This is a genomic window from Paraburkholderia nodosa DSM 21604, assembly GCF_000519185.1.
Taxonomy (GTDB): domain Bacteria; phylum Pseudomonadota; class Gammaproteobacteria; order Burkholderiales; family Burkholderiaceae; genus Paraburkholderia; species Paraburkholderia nodosa.
Map to the genome: position 1 here is coordinate 268057 of NZ_JAFA01000001.1, position 15829 is coordinate 283885.

Annotated in this window: 18 protein-coding genes and 1 other RNA gene; 15 read left to right on the forward strand and 4 right to left on the reverse strand. The window is 64.4% G+C overall.

All coding sequences use genetic code 11. The features are described from left to right. Positions 1 to 73: 73 nt before the first annotated feature. Genes A3CW_RS0101260 through A3CW_RS0101270 form a run of 3 tightly spaced genes read left to right on the forward strand, consistent with a single transcriptional unit; the run spans position 74 to position 2213 of the window. On the forward strand, positions 74 to 814 hold the full coding sequence (locus tag A3CW_RS0101260; protein WP_028201944.1) for an amino acid ABC transporter permease: 741 nt from the start codon (positions 74 to 76) through the stop codon (positions 812 to 814). Then, on the forward strand, positions 814 to 1491 hold the full coding sequence (gltK, locus tag A3CW_RS0101265; protein ID WP_028201945.1) for a glutamate/aspartate ABC transporter permease GltK: 678 nt from the start codon (positions 814 to 816) through the stop codon (positions 1489 to 1491). Before A3CW_RS0101260 ends, gltK begins: the two co-directional genes overlap by 1 nt. After that, entirely contained in the window at positions 1488 to 2213 is a 726-nt protein-coding gene (locus A3CW_RS0101270; protein WP_028201946.1) for an amino acid ABC transporter ATP-binding protein, read from the forward strand. The genes gltK and A3CW_RS0101270 overlap by 4 nt, the downstream gene beginning before the upstream one ends. A 67-nt stretch (positions 2214 to 2280) precedes the next feature. On the opposite strand, the gene A3CW_RS0101275 is transcribed toward A3CW_RS0101270, so the two are convergent. Beyond that, positions 2281 to 3189: a class II glutamine amidotransferase gene (locus A3CW_RS0101275; RefSeq protein ID WP_081771475.1), complete on the reverse strand. Its 909-nt coding sequence runs from the start codon at positions 3187 to 3189 to the stop codon at positions 2281 to 2283. 368 nt (positions 3190 to 3557) lie between these two features. Between A3CW_RS0101275 and pyrC the strand changes: the two genes are divergently transcribed. From pyrC to rnpB, 3 genes are all read left to right on the forward strand, one after another. Beyond that, the gene (pyrC, locus tag A3CW_RS0101280; protein ID WP_028201948.1) at positions 3558 to 4613 is read left to right on the forward strand and encodes a dihydroorotase; all 1056 of its coding nucleotides are present in this window, start codon (positions 3558 to 3560) and stop codon (positions 4611 to 4613) included. Then, positions 4610 to 5560 carry a DUF3025 domain-containing protein gene (locus A3CW_RS44800; RefSeq protein ID WP_407669674.1) on the forward strand — a complete coding sequence of 317 codons (951 nt, stop codon included), beginning with the start codon at positions 4610 to 4612 and terminating at the stop codon, positions 5558 to 5560. Before pyrC ends, A3CW_RS44800 begins: the two co-directional genes overlap by 4 nt. A gap of 70 nt (positions 5561 to 5630) precedes the next feature. Continuing rightward, positions 5631 to 6041: RNase P RNA component class A (gene rnpB / locus A3CW_RS50050), an RNA gene on the forward strand. Between the two features lie 69 nt (positions 6042 to 6110). On the opposite strand, the gene A3CW_RS0101290 is transcribed toward rnpB, so the two are convergent. Then, positions 6111 to 6533, reverse strand: coding sequence for an OsmC family protein (locus tag A3CW_RS0101290; protein WP_027795839.1), 423 nt, complete (start codon positions 6531 to 6533; stop codon positions 6111 to 6113). 637 nt (positions 6534 to 7170) lie between these two features. On the opposite strand from A3CW_RS0101290, the gene rplM reads away from it, so the two are divergent. The 3 genes from rplM to erpA all read left to right on the forward strand — a co-directional run bounded on the left by rplM (position 7171) and on the right by erpA (position 8593). Next, positions 7171 to 7599 (forward strand): 50S ribosomal protein L13, encoded by a 429-nt coding sequence (rplM, locus tag A3CW_RS0101295; protein WP_028201949.1) that lies wholly within the window; start codon positions 7171 to 7173, stop codon positions 7597 to 7599. A gap of 11 nt (positions 7600 to 7610) precedes the next feature. Further along, positions 7611 to 8003 (forward strand): 30S ribosomal protein S9, encoded by a 393-nt coding sequence (gene rpsI, locus A3CW_RS0101300; protein WP_028201950.1) that lies wholly within the window; start codon positions 7611 to 7613, stop codon positions 8001 to 8003. A gap of 224 nt (positions 8004 to 8227) precedes the next feature. After that, on the forward strand, positions 8228 to 8593 hold the full coding sequence (erpA, locus tag A3CW_RS0101305; protein ID WP_028201951.1) for an iron-sulfur cluster insertion protein ErpA: 366 nt from the start codon (positions 8228 to 8230) through the stop codon (positions 8591 to 8593). A 59-nt stretch (positions 8594 to 8652) separates the two neighbouring features. On the opposite strand, the gene A3CW_RS0101310 is transcribed toward erpA, so the two are convergent. Next, positions 8653 to 9807 (reverse strand): anhydro-N-acetylmuramic acid kinase, encoded by a 1155-nt coding sequence (locus A3CW_RS0101310; RefSeq protein ID WP_081771476.1) that lies wholly within the window; start codon positions 9805 to 9807, stop codon positions 8653 to 8655. A 302-nt stretch (positions 9808 to 10109) separates the two neighbouring features. Here A3CW_RS0101310 and A3CW_RS0101315 point away from each other — a divergent pair, with 302 nt between their 5' ends. From A3CW_RS0101315 to A3CW_RS0101340, 6 genes are all read left to right on the forward strand, one after another. After that, positions 10110 to 10388, forward strand: coding sequence for a type II toxin-antitoxin system RelE/ParE family toxin (locus A3CW_RS0101315; RefSeq protein ID WP_028201953.1), 279 nt, complete (start codon positions 10110 to 10112; stop codon positions 10386 to 10388). Positions 10389 to 10400: 12 nt separating this feature from the next. Then, a complete protein-coding gene (locus A3CW_RS0101320) occupies positions 10401 to 10712 on the forward strand; it encodes a HigA family addiction module antitoxin (protein WP_028201954.1) in 312 nt (103 codons plus the stop codon). A gap of 135 nt (positions 10713 to 10847) precedes the next feature. Then, the gene (gene tyrS, locus A3CW_RS0101325; RefSeq protein ID WP_028201955.1) at positions 10848 to 12113 is read left to right on the forward strand and encodes a tyrosine--tRNA ligase; all 1266 of its coding nucleotides are present in this window, start codon (positions 10848 to 10850) and stop codon (positions 12111 to 12113) included. Then, positions 12110 to 12580 carry a D-aminoacyl-tRNA deacylase gene (gene dtd / locus A3CW_RS0101330; RefSeq protein WP_028201956.1) on the forward strand — a complete coding sequence of 157 codons (471 nt, stop codon included), beginning with the start codon at positions 12110 to 12112 and terminating at the stop codon, positions 12578 to 12580. The genes tyrS and dtd overlap by 4 nt, the downstream gene beginning before the upstream one ends. A 31-nt stretch (positions 12581 to 12611) precedes the next feature. Further along, positions 12612 to 13295, forward strand: a complete 684-nt coding sequence (locus A3CW_RS0101335; protein WP_028201957.1) for a histidine phosphatase family protein — start codon at positions 12612 to 12614, stop codon at positions 13293 to 13295. 320 nt (positions 13296 to 13615) lie between these two features. Next, positions 13616 to 14767, forward strand: coding sequence for a branched-chain amino acid ABC transporter substrate-binding protein (locus A3CW_RS0101340; RefSeq protein WP_028201958.1), 1152 nt, complete (start codon positions 13616 to 13618; stop codon positions 14765 to 14767). An 89-nt stretch (positions 14768 to 14856) separates the two neighbouring features. On the opposite strand, the gene A3CW_RS0101345 is transcribed toward A3CW_RS0101340, so the two are convergent. Next, positions 14857 to 15801, reverse strand: a complete 945-nt coding sequence (locus A3CW_RS0101345) for an oxygenase MpaB family protein (RefSeq protein WP_028201959.1) — start codon at positions 15799 to 15801, stop codon at positions 14857 to 14859. Positions 15802 to 15829: the final 28 nt, after the last annotated feature.

The window sequence follows — 15829 nt, forward strand, 5'->3', positions numbered from 1 at the left end:
TCGACCCGCATTTAGCGTTTAGCACGGAACGGAAGAAGCGCCGCTTCTTCCGTTCTTTTTCTTGGAGTCTCTGATGTCCTATCACTGGAACTGGGGCATTCTGCTCAGCCCGGTCTCGACGGGCGAACCCACCACGTACCTCGGCTGGATCCTCTCCGGCCTCTGGGTGACGGTCTCGGTGTCGCTGTGCGCGTGGGTAATCGCGCTCATCGTCGGGTCGTTCTTCGGCGTGCTGCGCACGGTGCCAAACAGGTTTCTCGCCGCCGTCGGCACAGTTTATGTGGCGATCTTCCGCAATATTCCGCTTATCGCGCAGTTCTTCATCTGGTATTTCGTGCTGCCGGAAATCGTGCCGCAAGCGCTCGGCAATGCGTTCAAGCAGTCGCCGCCGGGCCTGCAGTTCTTCACGGCGTCGGTGGTGTGTCTCGGGCTCTTTACCGCGGCGCGCGTGTGCGAGCAGGTGCGCTCGGGCATCAACGCGCTGCCGCGCGGCCAGCGCGCAGCCGGCCTCGCCATGGGCTTCACGCAGTGGCAGACGTACCGCTATGTGCTGCTGCCGGTGGCGTATCGCATCATCGTGCCGCCGCTCACCTCCGAGTTCCTCAACATCTTCAAGAACTCGGCGGTCGCTTCGACGATCGGCCTGCTCGATTTGTCGGCCCAGGCGCGTCAGCTCGTCGACTACACGGCGCAGACCTATGAGTCGTTCATCGCCGTCACGCTCGCTTACGTGCTCATCAACCTCGTCGTCATGACGCTCATGCGCTGGGTCGAGGCGAAGTCGCGTCTGCCCGGCTACATCGGAGGCAAGTGATGCATCACTTCGACTGGAGCGGCATTCCGGGCGCGCTGCCCACGCTGTGGACGGGCGCGATCATCACGTTCAAGATCACGCTGTGCGCGATCGTGGTCGGCATTCTCTGGGGCACGCTGCTCGCGCTCATGCGGCTTTCCAGCGTGAAGGCGCTCGAATGGTTCGCCAAGGGCTACGTCACGATCTTCCGCTCGATCCCGCTCGTGATGGTCCTGCTGTGGTTCTTCCTGATCGTGCCGCAGGTGCTGCAAAACGTGCTGGGTCTCTCCCCCGACATCGACATTCGCCTCGCTTCCGCGATGATCGCGTTCTCGCTGTTCGAGGCCGCGTATTATTCGGAGATCATTCGTGCGGGCATTCAGGCGGTGCCGCGCGGGCAGGTGAACGCGGCGTTCGCGCTCGGCATGCGCTACGGCCAGGCCATGCAATACGTGGTGCTGCCGCAGGCGTTCCGCGCGATGGTGCCGCTCCTGCTTACGCAGGCCATCGTGCTGTTTCAGGACACCTCGCTCGTGTACGTGATCAGCCTCGCCGACTTCTTCCGCACGTCCACCAATATCGGCGACCGTGACGGGACGATGGTCGAAATGGTACTGTTCGCGGGCGCGTGTTATTTCGTGATTTGTGTGATCGCGTCGAGCCTTGTGAAAGGTCTTCAGAAAAAGGTCGCAAGATGATTTCAATTAAGAACGTTTCGAAGTGGTACGGCCAGTTCCAGGTGCTGTCCGACTGCACGACGGAAGTGAAGAAGGGTGAGGTGGTGGTGGTGTGCGGGCCTTCCGGCTCGGGCAAGTCCACGCTCATCAAGACCGTCAACGGGCTCGAGCCGTTCCAGCAGGGCGAGATTCTCGTGAACGGCGAGTCGGTGGGCGACAAGCGCACCAATCTCTCGAAGCTGCGCTCGAAGGTGGGCATGGTGTTTCAGCACTTCGAGCTGTTCCCGCATCTGTCGATTACCGAGAATCTCACGCTCGCGCAGATCAAGGTGCTCGGCCGCAGCAAGGACGAGGCCACGCAAAAGGGCCTGAAACTGCTCGACCGCGTGGGCCTGCGCGCGCATGCCGACAAGTTCCCGGGTCAGCTCTCGGGCGGCCAGCAGCAGCGCGTGGCGATTGCACGCGCGCTGTCGATGGACCCCATCGCCATGCTGTTCGACGAGCCGACCTCGGCGCTCGACCCCGAGATGATCAACGAGGTGCTCGACGTGATGGTTGAGCTTGCCCAGGAAGGCATGACCATGATGTGCGTGACGCACGAAATGGGCTTCGCAAAGAAGGTCGCGCACCGCGTGATCTTCATGGACAAGGGCGCCATTGTCGAAGACGACCAGAAGGAAGCCTTCTTTGCGAGCCCGAAATCGGATCGCGCGAAGGACTTTCTGGCGAAGATCCTGCACTGAGGCTTCGCACGCGTCGAAAAAAAGCCGCGCTCGATGCGCGGCTTTTTCGTTTTGGGCGTCGCCCGGCTTACTCGCCCCAGGTCTGCAGGGCGGCCACGGCTTCCGGGTCGATCTCGCCCGGCTGGGCGGCGCACGGTGAGCTGGCCGAAGCGTCGAGCGAAGGGTTGGCGAGCTTGTCGAGCACCTTCTGCGGCACCGGCACGCTCGCCTGGGCGATCACGTCGCCGTGCTGGAACATCAGCAGGTCGCCGGGGGCGAAGCGCGTCCAGACCTCGTTGTCGGTGAGCGGCGCGGTGGCGATCACGGCCACGCGATCCTCGGGCGTCGTGTATTTGGCGAAGTCGATGGAGACATCGGCGTCGACGAGATGGGCCGTCGAAAACGGCCAGCGTCGCACGAGATAGTAGAGGTGCGTCGAGCAATGCGCGAACAGCGCCTGGCCGTTCGACATCAGGAAGTTGAAGACGCCGAATTGCGTGACTTCGCGCGTGAGCGACTCCAGCGCGGCGAACAGCTCGGCGAGCGGCGGCTGCGCACCGGGGAACGCCTTGCGCAAGCCTTGTAGCAGCAGGCAGAACGCGCGCTCGCTATCGGTCGTGCCAACCGGCTGGTAGACGCCCGACATCACCGGATTGAAGTCCTGAAGGTCGCCGTTGTGCGCGAAGATCCAGTGCCGGCCCCACAGCTCGCGCTGGAACGGATGACTGTTCTCGAGCGCGCAGTTGCCTTGCGTGGCCTTGCGGATGTGGGCGATGGTGTTGCGCGACTTGATGGGGTAGTGCTTGACCATCTCGGCGATCGGCGAACGCGCCGAGGCCTCGTTGTCGATGAAGAGGCGGCAGGCCTTGTCCTCGAAGAACGCGATACCCCAGCCGTCGGCGTGGTGATCGGTGGCGCCGCCGCGCGCCGCGAATCCTGTGAAGGAGAACGTGACGTCCGTCGGCGCGGCGCAATTCATTCCGAGAAGTTGGCACATGGTGCTGATGGTGCGTAATGCGACTGGGACGGCGGCTGCAGTGGTAGGCGGGACCCGCCGTCGACCCGTTACAATAATGATTTCCCAAGCATATCACCGGCCTGCGGGTCGCCAATACGAAATTTGTCGGATGCATTGCAGGCCTGCGCAGAAGGGCGCGTGCCGGCGTCGATGCAGCGCGGATTGTCGTGCGCACGCGACGGTGCGGGCAACGCGCGCGCGTTGGGCTAGCATCGACCAGCATCGATCGACGCCGCGGTTTTTCCCGTGATATGCCCGGAATTTCCGGCAGCCTGGGCGCGTTCCAAGCGAACTTGCCGCCGTTCATTCATACCGCTGTTGCTTCACTACCGCGCCTGACTCTTGCCATGAACGCCTCTTCCCTCACGACTCTCACGCTCGCCCGTCCCGACGACTGGCACCTGCACGTGCGCGACGGCGCGATGCTCGCGGCCGTGCTGCCGCATACGGCGCGCCAGTTCGGCCGCGCGATCATCATGCCGAACCTCAAGCCGCCGGTTACGACGACCGAGCAGGCCGCCGCCTACCGCGAGCGCATTCTCGCGGCGCTGCCGGCGGGCTCGACGTTCGAGCCGCTGATGACGCTCTATCTCACCGACAACACGCCACCCGAGGAAATCCGCCGCGCGAAGGCGAGCGGCTTCGTGCATGGCGTGAAGCTGTACCCGGCGGGCGCGACGACGAATTCGGACGCCGGCGTGACCGACATCCGCAAGTGTGCGAAGACGCTCGAAGCCATGCAGGAAGTGGGCATGCCGCTGCTCGTGCACGGTGAAGTAACGAGTGCCGACATCGACCTGTTCGACCGCGAGAAGGTCTTCATCGACCGCGTGATGATTCCGACGCGCCGCGATTTTCCGGGTCTCAAGGTGGTGTTCGAGCACATCACGACGAAGGACGCCGTCGACTACATCTGCGCCGATCACGCCGCGCCCGGCCTGCTCGGCGCGACGATCACCGCACATCACCTGCTCTACAACCGCAACGCGATCTTCCAGGGCGGCATTCGTCCGCACTACTACTGCCTGCCCGTGCTCAAGCGCGAGACGCATCGCGTGGCGCTCGTGGACGCGGCGACCTCGGGCGATCATCGCTTCTTCCTCGGCACCGACAGCGCGCCGCACCCGAAGGGCCTGAAGGAGCACGCGTGCGGCTGCGCGGGCTGCTACACGGCGCTGCATGCGCTCGAGCTCTACGCCGAAGCGTTCGACAATGCTGGCGCGCTCGACAAGCTCGAGGGCTTCGCGAGCTTTTACGGCGCGGACTTCTACGGCCTGCCGCGCGCGACCGAAACGGTCACGCTGCGCCGCGAGAACTGGACGCTGCCCGCCGAAGTCGAGGCCGGCGACACGCCCGTCGTGCCGCTGCGCGGCGGCGAGACGATCGGCTGGAAACTCGCTTGAACGAGGCGGGGCCAGGTGTGGCTGCGGGCGCAACGGTCGGCGCGGCCGGCGCAGTCGATGCGCCCGCACCGATGCCCGCACGCGCCCCGCGCCGGACCATGCCGCTGGGCAGTTTCATCGACATCGACTGGGCGCGCCCGTGGTTCGCGCAACACGAAACGCGCGGCCGGCGCTGGCAGCAGGCCGCGCTGGCGGGATACGCGGCGTATCTGGCCGAACTGAACGCCGATGCGCTGGCTGCCGCCCAAAGCACGGGCCGCGGCCAGCCGCTGCGCTTCATCGCCCAGGACGACCTGCCCGAGGGCTCTGCCTACGAGGCGCATATCGCGGCGACAGGCTGCGTGCCGACGCGCCACAACCTCCACGACTTTTTCAACGCGCTCGCCTGGTTCGCGTTCCCGCGCATCAAGGCGACGCTGAACGCGCGCCAGGCCGCGGCGATCGACGTGCTGGGCGTGGGCCGCACGCGCGGCGGCGTGCGCGACGCGCTCACGCTGTTCGACGAGAACGCGGTGCTCTTTGCCTCGTCGGATGCGATGCTGGCAGCGGCGTTGCGCGGCTTCGACTGGCGCACGCTGTTCGTGGCGCAGCGCGCGGGATGGGAAGCGGCTGTCGGGGAGACGATCGGCGAGGCGCGCTGCGAAGTCCGCGTATTCGGCCATGCGCTGCTCGAAAAGATGATCTCGCCTTATGCGGCGTGCACGGCGCACGCATGGGTGGTCGAGGTGCCGCACGCATATTTCACGTGGCCGCGCGCGCAACGCGACGCGTATCTGGACGAGACGGTGAGCGTCACGCTCGCCGCCGACGCCACGCCTGACGCGCTCAACGGGCGCAGCTTCGCGCCGCTGCCGGTGCTCGGCATTCCGGGCTGGTGGGCGCAAAACGAGATTCCGTCGTTCTACGACGACGCCACAGTTTTTCGCACTGGCCGTCGAGCGCGCTAAAAGCCAGGCGGGCGGCAATCGATCCGGCCCCCGGCGCAGCGCGGCCGCACGTGCTAAGATCGCGCCTCGCAAAGCAGGCCAGGCAGTCGCGGCTCCGAGGTTTCGGCCAAAGAGGCGAGGAAAGTCCGGACTCCACAGGGCAGGGTGATGGCTAACGGCCATCCGTGGCGACACGCGGAACAGGGCAACAGAGAACAGACCGCCGATGGCCCGATTTCGGTCGGGATCAGGTAAGGGTGAAACGGTGCGGTAAGAGCGCACCGCGTCTGCGGTGACGTAGACGGCACGGTAACCTCCACCCGGAGCAATTCCAAGTAGGCAGGCGCGCATCTTCGGGATGCAGGATGGGGCCCCCATTCCGTCTGCGGGTAGGAAGCTTGAGCGCGTCAGCAATGGCGCGCCTAGAGGAATGGCTGCCACGCGCGGCGCGTCTTCGGACGCGGCGCGTGCACAGAATCCGGCTTATCGGCCTGCTTTGCAGCCTCATTCATGTAAAAAGCCGGCGCGTTTCTTCGCAGAAACGCGCCGGCTTTTTCTTTTGCCGCTGGCCTTAAGCGGCGACGATCTCGAACGTATGCGTGATCTCGGCAGTCTTGCCGATCATGATCGACGCCGAGCAGTACTTGTCGTGCGAGAGGTTGATCGCGCGCTCCACGGTGGCCGGGTTCAGGTTCTTGCCGGTCACGGTGAAGTGGAAGTGGATCTTCGTGAAGACCTTGGGGTCTTCGCTCGCGCGCTCGGCCTTGAGCGTCACGCTGCAGCCGCTCACTTCCTGGCGGCTCTTCTTGAGGATCAGCACCACGTCGTAGGCCGTGCAGCCGCCCGTGCCGAGCAGCACCATTTCCATCGGCCGCGGCGCGAGGTTGTGGCCGCCGCCTTCCGGTGCGCCGTCCATGTTGACGAGATGGCCGCTGCCCGTTTCGGCTGCGAACGCCATGCCGTCCTGACCCATCCAGCTAACTTTGCATTCCATATGCGTATGCCCCTGCGCGGTTTCTTGATTCAGACGGCATTGTAGCCCGCGCCTTACTGGTATGTCCGGGGGGACACGGCGGCGCGCGCCTTATGCCACGTGCTTGAATGTTGCGTCGCGACATCCTGTGAACAAGACGGATTTCCCTTGTGCAATTAGGGGTTTCGCTCTAGTTGTCCTGCACGCTCTTCGCGTCTCGGATTTCCAATGCGCTGATTTTTAAGAAATTTTCTACCGATGCGCTGATTTCATTGAATTTCACATTGTGGTGTTAGATTTCGCAATGCAAATCCCCTTGCGCCGCACAAGGCGCATCCGTATAATTGGTCTCATTGGTTGTCGTGCTCCACGACACCTCAGCATGTCTCCTCCACCCTCCTCCAAAGAGTGGATTAAGCCCGAACAAACGCGTTCGGGCTTTTTTTCGTCTGCCGGCCTCGTTTTGCCCCGCCTCTGCCCCCGCCGCAAGCAAATTTTTGACTCACGGCCAAATTTCCCTTTATAATCGTAGGTTCTCCGCATCCATGTCCGCGCGGAGACGGGGAAACTCGAACCAGGGAGAGCCTGCGCCGACGTCAACGAGCGTCACCATACAAGCAGGACCAAAACAGGGCACAGTATTTTTTTTGGATCGATCATGAAGACTTTTTCCGCCAAGGCACATGAAGTGCAGCGCGAATGGTACGTGATTGACGCGACGGATAAGGTTCTCGGCCGTGTCGCCAGCGAAGTGGCACGCCGTCTTCGCGGCAAGCACAAGCCTGAGTTCACCCCGCACGTCGACACTGGTGATTTCATCATCATCATCAACGCCGGCAAGCTGAAGGTCACGGGCAACAAGACCACCGACAAGAAGTACTACCGTCACTCGGGTTACCCAGGCGGTATCTACGAAACGACGTTCGGCAAGATGCAGGAACGCTTCCCGGGCCGCGCGCTCGAGAAGGCCGTGAAGGGCATGCTGCCGAAGGGCCCGCTCGGTTACGCGATGATCAAGAAGCTGAAGGTCTACGCAGAAGCAACGCACCCGCACTCGGCGCAACAGCCGAAGGCGCTCGAGATCTAAGGGGAGCCCATATGATCGGTAACTGGAATTACGGTACGGGCCGCCGCAAGAGCGCCGTCGCTCGTGTCTTCATCAAGTCGGGCAAGGGCGAGATCGTCGTCAACGGCAAGCCCATCGCCGACTACTTCTCGCGCGAAACGTCGCTCATGATCGTGCGCCAGCCGCTGGAACTCACGAACCACGGCGCGACGTTCGACATCAAGGTGAACGTGACGGGTGGCGGCGAAACCGGCCAGGCCGGCGCAGTTCGCCACGGCATCACGCGCGCGCTGATGGACTACGACGCAACGCTCAAGCCGGCACTGTCGCAAGCTGGCTTCGTCACCCGTGACGCACGTGAAGTGGAACGTAAGAAGGTCGGTTTCCACAAGGCACGTCGCCGCAAGCAGTTCTCGAAGCGTTAATTTCACATTGGCGCTTTGCGCCTGTGCCCCTCGCGGGGCGCGGCGCTGCTGCAAAAGCCGTCCGCGCTTCGTGCGCCGGGCGGCTTTTTTCGTTTTTGTCGGCGTGTCGCACGTGTGGCGCGCAAGCTGCGACAATCTGGAGAAACCCCTTGATTTCGCGGGCTTAAGCACGATATCGGGAAGAGCCCTACAATAGCGGCTAGAAGCTTTTTTGGAGAGTTCGAATGAGCGCTGTCACCGAAACTACCGCGACCGAAATGCCCGGTCCCTTCGTTTTCACCGAAGCAGCGGCTGACAAGGTCAAGCAACTGATCGACGAGGAAGGCAACCCGGAGCTGAAGCTGCGCGTATTCGTGCAGGGCGGCGGCTGCTCGGGCTTCCAGTACGGATTCACGTTTGACGAAACGGTCAACGAAGACGACACCGTGATGAACCGCAACGGCGTCCAGCTTCTGATCGACTCGATGAGCTATCAGTACCTCGTCGGCGCCGAGATCGACTACAAGGACGATCTGAACGGTGCGCAGTTCGTCATCAAGAACCCGAACGCGAGCACTACGTGCGGTTGCGGCTCGTCGTTCTCGGTTTGATCGATTTGCTGCAATAAAAAACGGGGCTTCGGCCCCGTTTTTTATTGGTGCGCGCTTGCTCAGCGCGGATAAATCGCGCCCAGCACGCGCTCGCCGGCAGCCCCGGTTACCGCCGCGAGATTGCCTGGCTCGCGCGCCACGCAGCGCATGGCGAGCCACGCGAAGGCAAGCGGCTCCACTTGATGCGGCGGAACGCCGAGCGCTTCGGTGGTCATGACCGGTACGCCCGCCACACCGCCCGTTTCGAGCGCCTTTTGCAGCGCCGCCATCAATGCCGGATTGCGCGCGCCGCCGCCGCAGACATACACGGCACGGCAATCACTCGCGTGACGCTCGATCTCGCGCGCCACGCTCACGGCGGTCAGCGCGACTAGCGTGGCCTGCACGTCGGCGGGCGTGAGCGACTCGAAGCCCTTGAGCTTGTCGTCGAGCCACTGGGCGTTGAAAAGATCGCGGCCGGTGCTCTTGGGCGGCTGCTGCTCGAAGAACGGGTCGTCCAACAGGGCATTCAGAAGCGGCTGGTGCAGATTGCCGCTCGTGGCGAACTTGCCGTTCTCGTCGTAGGGCTTGCCCAGGTGCCGTTCGGCCCACAGGTCGAGCAGGGCGTTGGCCGGGCCGCAGTCGAAGCCGCGCACGGCGCCCGTCGCCGAAAGCACCGTGATGTTGCTGATGCCACCGAGGTTGCAGACCACGCGCGTTTCTTCCTGCGAACCGAACAGCGTCGCGTGGAATGCGGGCACGAGCGGCGCACCCTGACCGCCCGAGGCGACGTCGCGGCTGCGGAAATCGGCGACTACGTCGATATGCGTGAGTTCCGCAAGCAGCGCCGGGTTCTGGATCTGCACGGTGTAGCCCTTCTCCGGCCGATGCCGCACGGTTTGGCCGTGCGCGCCGATTGCGCGCACCTCGGCGGGGGGCACGTTGCTCCCGCGCAGCAACTCGTGGCAGCACACCGCATAGCGGGCAGCCAGCGCGTTGCCGGCGAGCGCTTCGCGCTCGATCTCGTTCTCGCCTGGCTGCTGCAACGAAAAGAGCGCCTCGCGCAGCCCCTGGGCGAAGCCGACGAACGCCTCGGCCAGCACCACTGGCCGCTGGCCCGCCTCGAAGCGCACGGCAATGCCGTCCACACCATCCATGCTCGTGCCCGACATCAGGCCGAAATACACGCCGTCGGCGGCGTGTGCGCTCTCGTTTCGTGCGTCGCGTGGCGCCACGTTGTGCTCCTTTATCAATGCAATTCAGTGCCCTGCGAAGGAATTATCGGCGCAATGCCGTTCGAGCGTAAGCCGAAAGGCTGACTGTCGGCCGCCTGCGCGACGTGGGACGCTCATCGGCGCTGCTCGAACGCGGGCGGCGCTGGAGCCTTGCGCGAAGTCAACTTGTGGAGTCTCTATGTTGACTGCGCAACATGTCGTTCGTATAGTGAGACTATACGCTATACGGGTGACGCACACCGACCCCAAGCCGGACCGTGGCTCCAGACCACCCATGCTGGATCTGCCTAGTCTGGAGAATCATGATCAAGTCGTGGAACCACAAAGGGCTGAAGGCGTTCTTTTTTACCGGTAGCAAGACGGGCATCCGGCCCGATCACATACCGCGCCTGCGGCGTCAGCTGGCGCGGCTCGACGAGGCCGAGTCGCCGCGGGACATGAACGTGCCGGGCTGGCGCTGCCATGCGCTGGAAGGCCGTCTCGACGGTCATCACGCGATTCTCGTCAACGGCAACTGGCGCCTGACTTTCGCGTTCGAAGGTCGCCACGCAGTCCTGGTCGACTATCACGACTACCACTGAGGCACGAGCAAGATGAACGACACGCTACGCATGCACAACCCGCCACATCCTGGCGAAACGCTGCGCGACGACATCCTCCCCGAGCTGGGGCTCACCGTGACGGAGGCCGCGGCGCAGCTCGGCGTCACCCGCGCTGCGCTCTCGCGCGTGCTCAACGGCCGCGCGGGCATCTCCCCGGAGATGGCGCTGCGCCTCGAGGCATGGCTCGGCGAAGAAAACGGCGGCCGCGCCGATCTGTGGCTCGCCATGCAGGTTGCCTACGATCTTTGGCAGGCCCGCGCGAAAGGCGTGCCGCGCGTGGAGCGCGCCCCCGCCCGTTCCTGAGCGCGGGGTTCGTGGCACGCGCCGCGAGCAAACGTCGCGCGCGCGACCCGTAACAGTTCCAAATCTCGGCCCGGCGAGTCGAATCACGTAAAATTGCGCTCTAGACCCAGACTTAACGACAGAACCGATCGAAGCATGAGCAACGAGTCCACCTCCAGCAACGGCGCCAGCACCGGCGCAAAAGACGCCTTTCCGGTCACCGACGAAGTTCGTCACGCGCTCGCCGTCACGAAGCGCGGCGTGGACGAACTGCTGATCGAAGAAGAATTCGAGCAAAAGCTCGCCCGCAGCGCGGCCACCGGCAAGCCGCTGCGCATCAAGCTTGGCCTCGACCCGACCGCGCCCGACATCCACATCGGCCATACGGTCGTGCTCAACAAGATGCGCCAACTGCAGGATCTCGGCCACAACGTGATCTTCCTGATCGGCGACTTCACTTCGCTCATCGGCGACCCGTCGGGCCGCAACGCCACGCGTCCGCCACTCACGCGCGAGCAGATCGAATCGAACGCGAAAACGTATTTCGAGCAGGCCGCGCTCGTGCTCGACCGCGAAAAGACCGAAATTCGCTACAACAGCGAATGGTCGATGCCGCTCGGCGCCGACGGCATGATCAAGCTCGCGTCGCGCTACACGGTTGCGCGCATTCTGGAGCGCGAAGACTTCACCAAGCGCTTCCAGAGCGGCGTGCCCATTTCGATCCACGAATTCCTGTATCCGCTCATGCAGGGCTACGACTCGGTCGCGCTCAATGCGGACCTCGAGCTCGGCGGCACGGACCAGAAGTTCAACCTGCTCGTTGGCCGCGAGCTGCAAAAGCAGTATGGCCAGGAGCAGCAGTGCATTCTCACGATGCCGCTGCTCGAAGGCCTCGACGGCGTCGAGAAGATGTCGAAGTCGAAGAACAACTACATTGGCATCAGCGAGAAGCCGAACGACATGTTCGGCAAGCTCATGAGCATTTCCGACTTGCTGATGTGGCGTTACTTCACGCTGCTCTCGTTCCGGCCGATGGACGAAATCGAGGGATTCAAGCGCGAAATCGAAGCGGGCCGCAACCCGCGCGACTTCAAGGTGCTGCTCGCGCAGGAAATCGTCGCGCGCTTTCACTCGCAGGCCGACGCCGAGCGCGCGCTCGAAGACTTCAACCATCGCGCCAAGGGCGGCGTGCCGGACGACATTCCGTCGATCACGCTCGCGGGCGCGCCCCTCGCCATCGGCCAGTTGCTTAAGCAGGCGGGGCTCGTGCCCTCCACGAGCGAAGCGCTGCGCAACATCGAGCAGGGCGGCGTGAAGATCGACGGCGCCACCGTTTCCGACAAGGGCCTCAAGGTCGAAGCGGGCGAGTTCGTCGTGCAGGTGGGCAAGCGCCGCTTTGCGCGCGTGACGCTCACGGCATGATTGCGCTGATCCAGCGCGTGCGCCGCGCCGAGGTGCGCGTGGCGCACGGCGGCAGCGAGCGCGTGACCGGCGCGATCGGCCAGGGGCTGCTCGCGCTGGTTTGCGCGGAGCGCGGCGACACCGAGGCCAACGCCGACAAGCTGCTCGCGAAGTTGCTCGGATATCGAGTGTTCAGCGACGCGGCGGGCAAGATGAACCTGAGCGTGCAGAACATCGACGGCAACGGCGCCCCCGGCGGCCTGCTGCTCGTCTCGCAGTTCACGCTGGCGGCCGACACGAACAGCGGTCTGCGCCCGAGCTTCACGCCGGCCGCGCCGCCCGAAGAGGGGCGGCGTCTGTTCGATTATTTCGTCGCCGCCGCGCGCGAGAAGCATACGACCGTCGAGATCGGCGAGTTCGGCGCCGACATGCAGGTGTCGCTCGTCAACGACGGCCCCGTCACGTTCTGGCTGCAAGTGCGCAACTGAACCATGTGTTTTTGACTATGCGCTTCTGACCATGAACACGCAGATTCTCTTTATCCGCCACGGCGAAACGGACTGGAACCGCATCAAGCGCATCCAGGGACATATCGACATTCCACTCGCGGAAAGCGGCGTGGCGCAGGCGCAGCAACTCGGCGCGCGGCTCGCGAAGGAAGTGCAGTCGGGCGCGCGGCTCGACGCCATCTGGTCGAGCGATTTGTTGCGTGCGCAACAGACGGCGCAGCCCATTGCCGAAGCCCTGGGTCTGCCGGTGCAACTCACCGAAGGCCTGCGCGAGCGCAACTATGGCGCGTTTCAGGGCCACGACAGCGACGAAATCGCCGATCGTTTTCCGGATGAGTACGCGCACTGGCAAACGCGCGATCCTGGCTTCGCTCCGCCCGAAGGCGAGTCGCAGCGCGAGTTCTACCACCGTGTCCTGCACGCGCTCGAGCCGATCCTGGCCATGCATCCGGGCGGCCGTATCGCGTGTGTCGCACACGGCGGCGTGCTCGACTGCGTGTACCGTTTCGCGAACGGCCTCGCGCTCGACGCACCGCGCGCGTGGCCGCTCCTCAACACGAGCGTAAACGTCGTCGATTTCGAACGCGGCGACTACGTGACGCAGGCGCGCGTCGTCGCATGGGGCGACGTGACGCACTTGGGCGGCGTCAGCGCCGACGACGGTTTCAAGCGCACGCCCGAGGCGGGGCGCTAACCTGTCTTTTCAGGCAGCGCGGTGCCTGGCCGCGCGGTCTCGTTCTTCCTGCCTTTCCCCTGCCTGCGCCGCTCCCGTCCCTCGCCAACGTTGCGGCCCCATCGATTTCCTTTCCGCTCGCTTGCGGGTTCTTTCCAAAGCCCAACCACAAAGTTAAGCGTCCTGCTAACATTTGTCCGACCTTTGGGTGCTCTGGCCACCGGGCTCCACGCCCGGCCCTGCGTTGAAGAGGGACGCGCGCGCATGACAAGCGCGAGGCCGCGTGCCCAGGGTCGCGATACGAACGGGTATTCCCAGAAAAACACGCAGGAGAAAGTTCAATGACGTTCAAGCTTCACAAGCTGCTGCCGGTGAGCGCAGCGGTCATGGCGCTCGCAGCGCTGTCGGCTAGCAATACGGCGGCGGCCGATCAGGTCGTCAAGATCGGCCACGTCGGGCCACTCACGGGCGGTTCGGCCCACCTCGGCAAGGACAACGAGAACGGCGCGCGCCTCGCCATCGAGGAAATCAACGCCAAGGGCCTGACGATCGACGGCCAGAAGATCACGCTCGCGCTCGACGCCCAGGACGACGCCGCGGACCCGCGCCAGGCCACCCAGGTCGCGCAGAAGCTGGTAGACGACAAGGTCGTGGCCGTGATCGGCCATCTGAACTCGGGCGCGTCGATCCCGGCATCGAAGATCTACAGCGACGCCGGGATCGTGCAGATCTCGCCGTCGTCGACCAATCCTTCGTACACGCAGCAGGGCTTCAAGACCACCTACCGCGTGGTCGCGACGGACGCCCAGCAAGGCCCCGCGCTCGCCGATTATGCGGCGAAGAGCCTGAACGTGAAGACCGTGGCCGTGGTCGACGACTCGACCGCCTATGGCCAGGGCCTCGCGAACGAGTTCGAGAAGACGGCGAAGTCGCTCGGCATGAAGGTGCTTTCGCACGATGCGACCAACGACAAGGCCGTCGATTTCCGCGCGATCCTCACGAAGATCAAGGGCGAGAACCCCGACGCCATCATGTACGGCGGCATGGACGCCACGGGCGGCCCGTTCGCGAAGCAGGCAAGGCAGCTCGGTCTGCGCGCGAAGGTGCTGTCGGGCGACGGCGTCTGCACGGAAAGCCTCGCGGAGCTCGCGGGCGCGGCGACGGACAATATTGTCTGCTCGCAGGCCGGCATGGCCGTCGAGCGTATGAACGGCGGCGCGGCGTTCGCGGCGAAGTACCAAAAGCGCTTCGGTCACCCGATCGAATTCGATGCGCCGTTCACGTATGACGCGGTGTACATCGTCGTCGACGCGATGAAGCGCGCGAACTCCACCGACCACGCGAAGGTCCTCGCTCAGATCCCGGGCACGGACTACAAGGGCGTGATCGGCGAGACGACCTTCGATTCGAAAGGCGACCTCAAGCACGGCGTGATCTCGCTCTACAACTACAAGGCGGGCAAGAAGACGCTGCTCGACGTGGTGAAGATGTAAGTACGCGGGCGCGCACAGTCACATCGGCGCGCCGCAGATGAAACGGCCAGCCTGCGCGAGCGGGTTGGCCGTTTTTTATTCCCCAGCGCTTACTTTACGGGTGTTGCTGCCGCCCGCCGCCGCGCGCGTTTCGATACGCCGTTGACGAGCGCCCAGCGCAATACCGGCGCGACGGCGAACATGCCGGGCTGCACCATGGCGCGGCGCGCGAAGGCGAATGTGTCGAAGCCGAGCATCTGCTGCGCGAAGGGCGGCAACAGGTCGATGCCCGCGTTCCTGATCAGCGCGCTAGCGGGGCGCATCCCCGGGCGCGGCGCGGGCGCTTCCATGAGCACGCGCACCACTTCGAATGTGCGGTCGCTCGCGACGAGTTCGGGCTGCATCGACTGCAGATACGCGGCGATTTCGGCGCGCGAGCGCGGCACGCTCGTCGCGCCGAGCAACTCGGCGATGCGCGCGACTTCGGCGTAGTACTGATCCTGCGCCTCACCGGGCAGCGTGGGATTCACGAAGCGCAAATACGCGCCGAGAAAGCTCGAAACTTCGGCCACGTGCACCCAGGTCAGCAACGCAGGATCGCTCGCGTGATAGGGGCGGCCATCGGGCGCAGTGCCCGTCACGGCGAGGTGGATCCGCCTGACGCGTTCGATCAGCGCCAGCGCGTCGGCGCGGCTGCCGTAAGTCGTGCCGGCGATGAACGTCGCGGTGCGTCGCAGCCGCCCGAGTATGTCGATGCGAAACGTCGAATGGTCCCACACACCGGCGAGCGCAAGCGGATGCAGCGCCTGCAGCAGCAGCGCGCTGACGCCGCCCGCCATCATCGCGGCGAAATCGGCATGGACCTTCCAGCAAACGGCGTCGGGGCCGAAGAGCCCTGGATCGCCCGGCGGATTCGAATAATCGAGTTTCGGGCCACTGCCTGTGGTGAGATGCGTGATGCTTTCGGCGAGCGTCATGCGCAGGCGGCGCGCGAGCTGACCGGCGAGGCCGGTCGGTTCAGGAGCGTTGGGAGGCAGGCCGGCGTGATCGGACATCGTGCTCTCGCTCGCGCTGCGTTGAGGC

Bases quoted from the DNA above. Each gene is read 5' to 3' on its own strand.
- gltK (WP_028201945.1), top strand. From the start codon at position 814: ATGCATCACTTCGACTGGAGCGGCATTCCGGGCGCGCTGCCCACGCTG.
- tyrS (WP_028201955.1), top strand. From the start codon at position 10,848: ATGAGCAACGAGTCCACCTCCAGCAACGGCGCCAGCACCGGCGCAAAA.
- A3CW_RS0101320 (WP_028201954.1), top strand. From the start codon at position 10,401: ATGAACGACACGCTACGCATGCACAACCCGCCACATCCTGGCGAAACG.
- A3CW_RS0101340 (WP_028201958.1), top strand. From the start codon at position 13,616: ATGACGTTCAAGCTTCACAAGCTGCTGCCGGTGAGCGCAGCGGTCATG.
- A3CW_RS0101260 (WP_028201944.1), top strand. From the start codon at position 74: ATGTCCTATCACTGGAACTGGGGCATTCTGCTCAGCCCGGTCTCGACG.
- A3CW_RS0101335 (WP_028201957.1), top strand. From the start codon at position 12,612: ATGAACACGCAGATTCTCTTTATCCGCCACGGCGAAACGGACTGGAAC.
- erpA (WP_028201951.1), top strand. From the start codon at position 8,228: ATGAGCGCTGTCACCGAAACTACCGCGACCGAAATGCCCGGTCCCTTC.
- rpsI (WP_028201950.1), top strand. From the start codon at position 7,611: ATGATCGGTAACTGGAATTACGGTACGGGCCGCCGCAAGAGCGCCGTC.
- A3CW_RS0101270 (WP_028201946.1), top strand. From the start codon at position 1,488: ATGATTTCAATTAAGAACGTTTCGAAGTGGTACGGCCAGTTCCAGGTG.
- rplM (WP_028201949.1), top strand. From the start codon at position 7,171: ATGAAGACTTTTTCCGCCAAGGCACATGAAGTGCAGCGCGAATGGTAC.
- A3CW_RS0101275 (WP_081771475.1), bottom strand. From the start codon at position 3,189: ATGTGCCAACTTCTCGGAATGAATTGCGCCGCGCCGACGGACGTCACG.
- dtd (WP_028201956.1), top strand. From the start codon at position 12,110: ATGATTGCGCTGATCCAGCGCGTGCGCCGCGCCGAGGTGCGCGTGGCG.
- pyrC (WP_028201948.1), top strand. From the start codon at position 3,558: ATGAACGCCTCTTCCCTCACGACTCTCACGCTCGCCCGTCCCGACGAC.
- A3CW_RS0101290 (WP_027795839.1), bottom strand. From the start codon at position 6,533: ATGGAATGCAAAGTTAGCTGGATGGGTCAGGACGGCATGGCGTTCGCA.
- A3CW_RS0101345 (WP_028201959.1), bottom strand. From the start codon at position 15,801: ATGTCCGATCACGCCGGCCTGCCTCCCAACGCTCCTGAACCGACCGGC.
- A3CW_RS0101315 (WP_028201953.1), top strand. From the start codon at position 10,110: ATGATCAAGTCGTGGAACCACAAAGGGCTGAAGGCGTTCTTTTTTACC.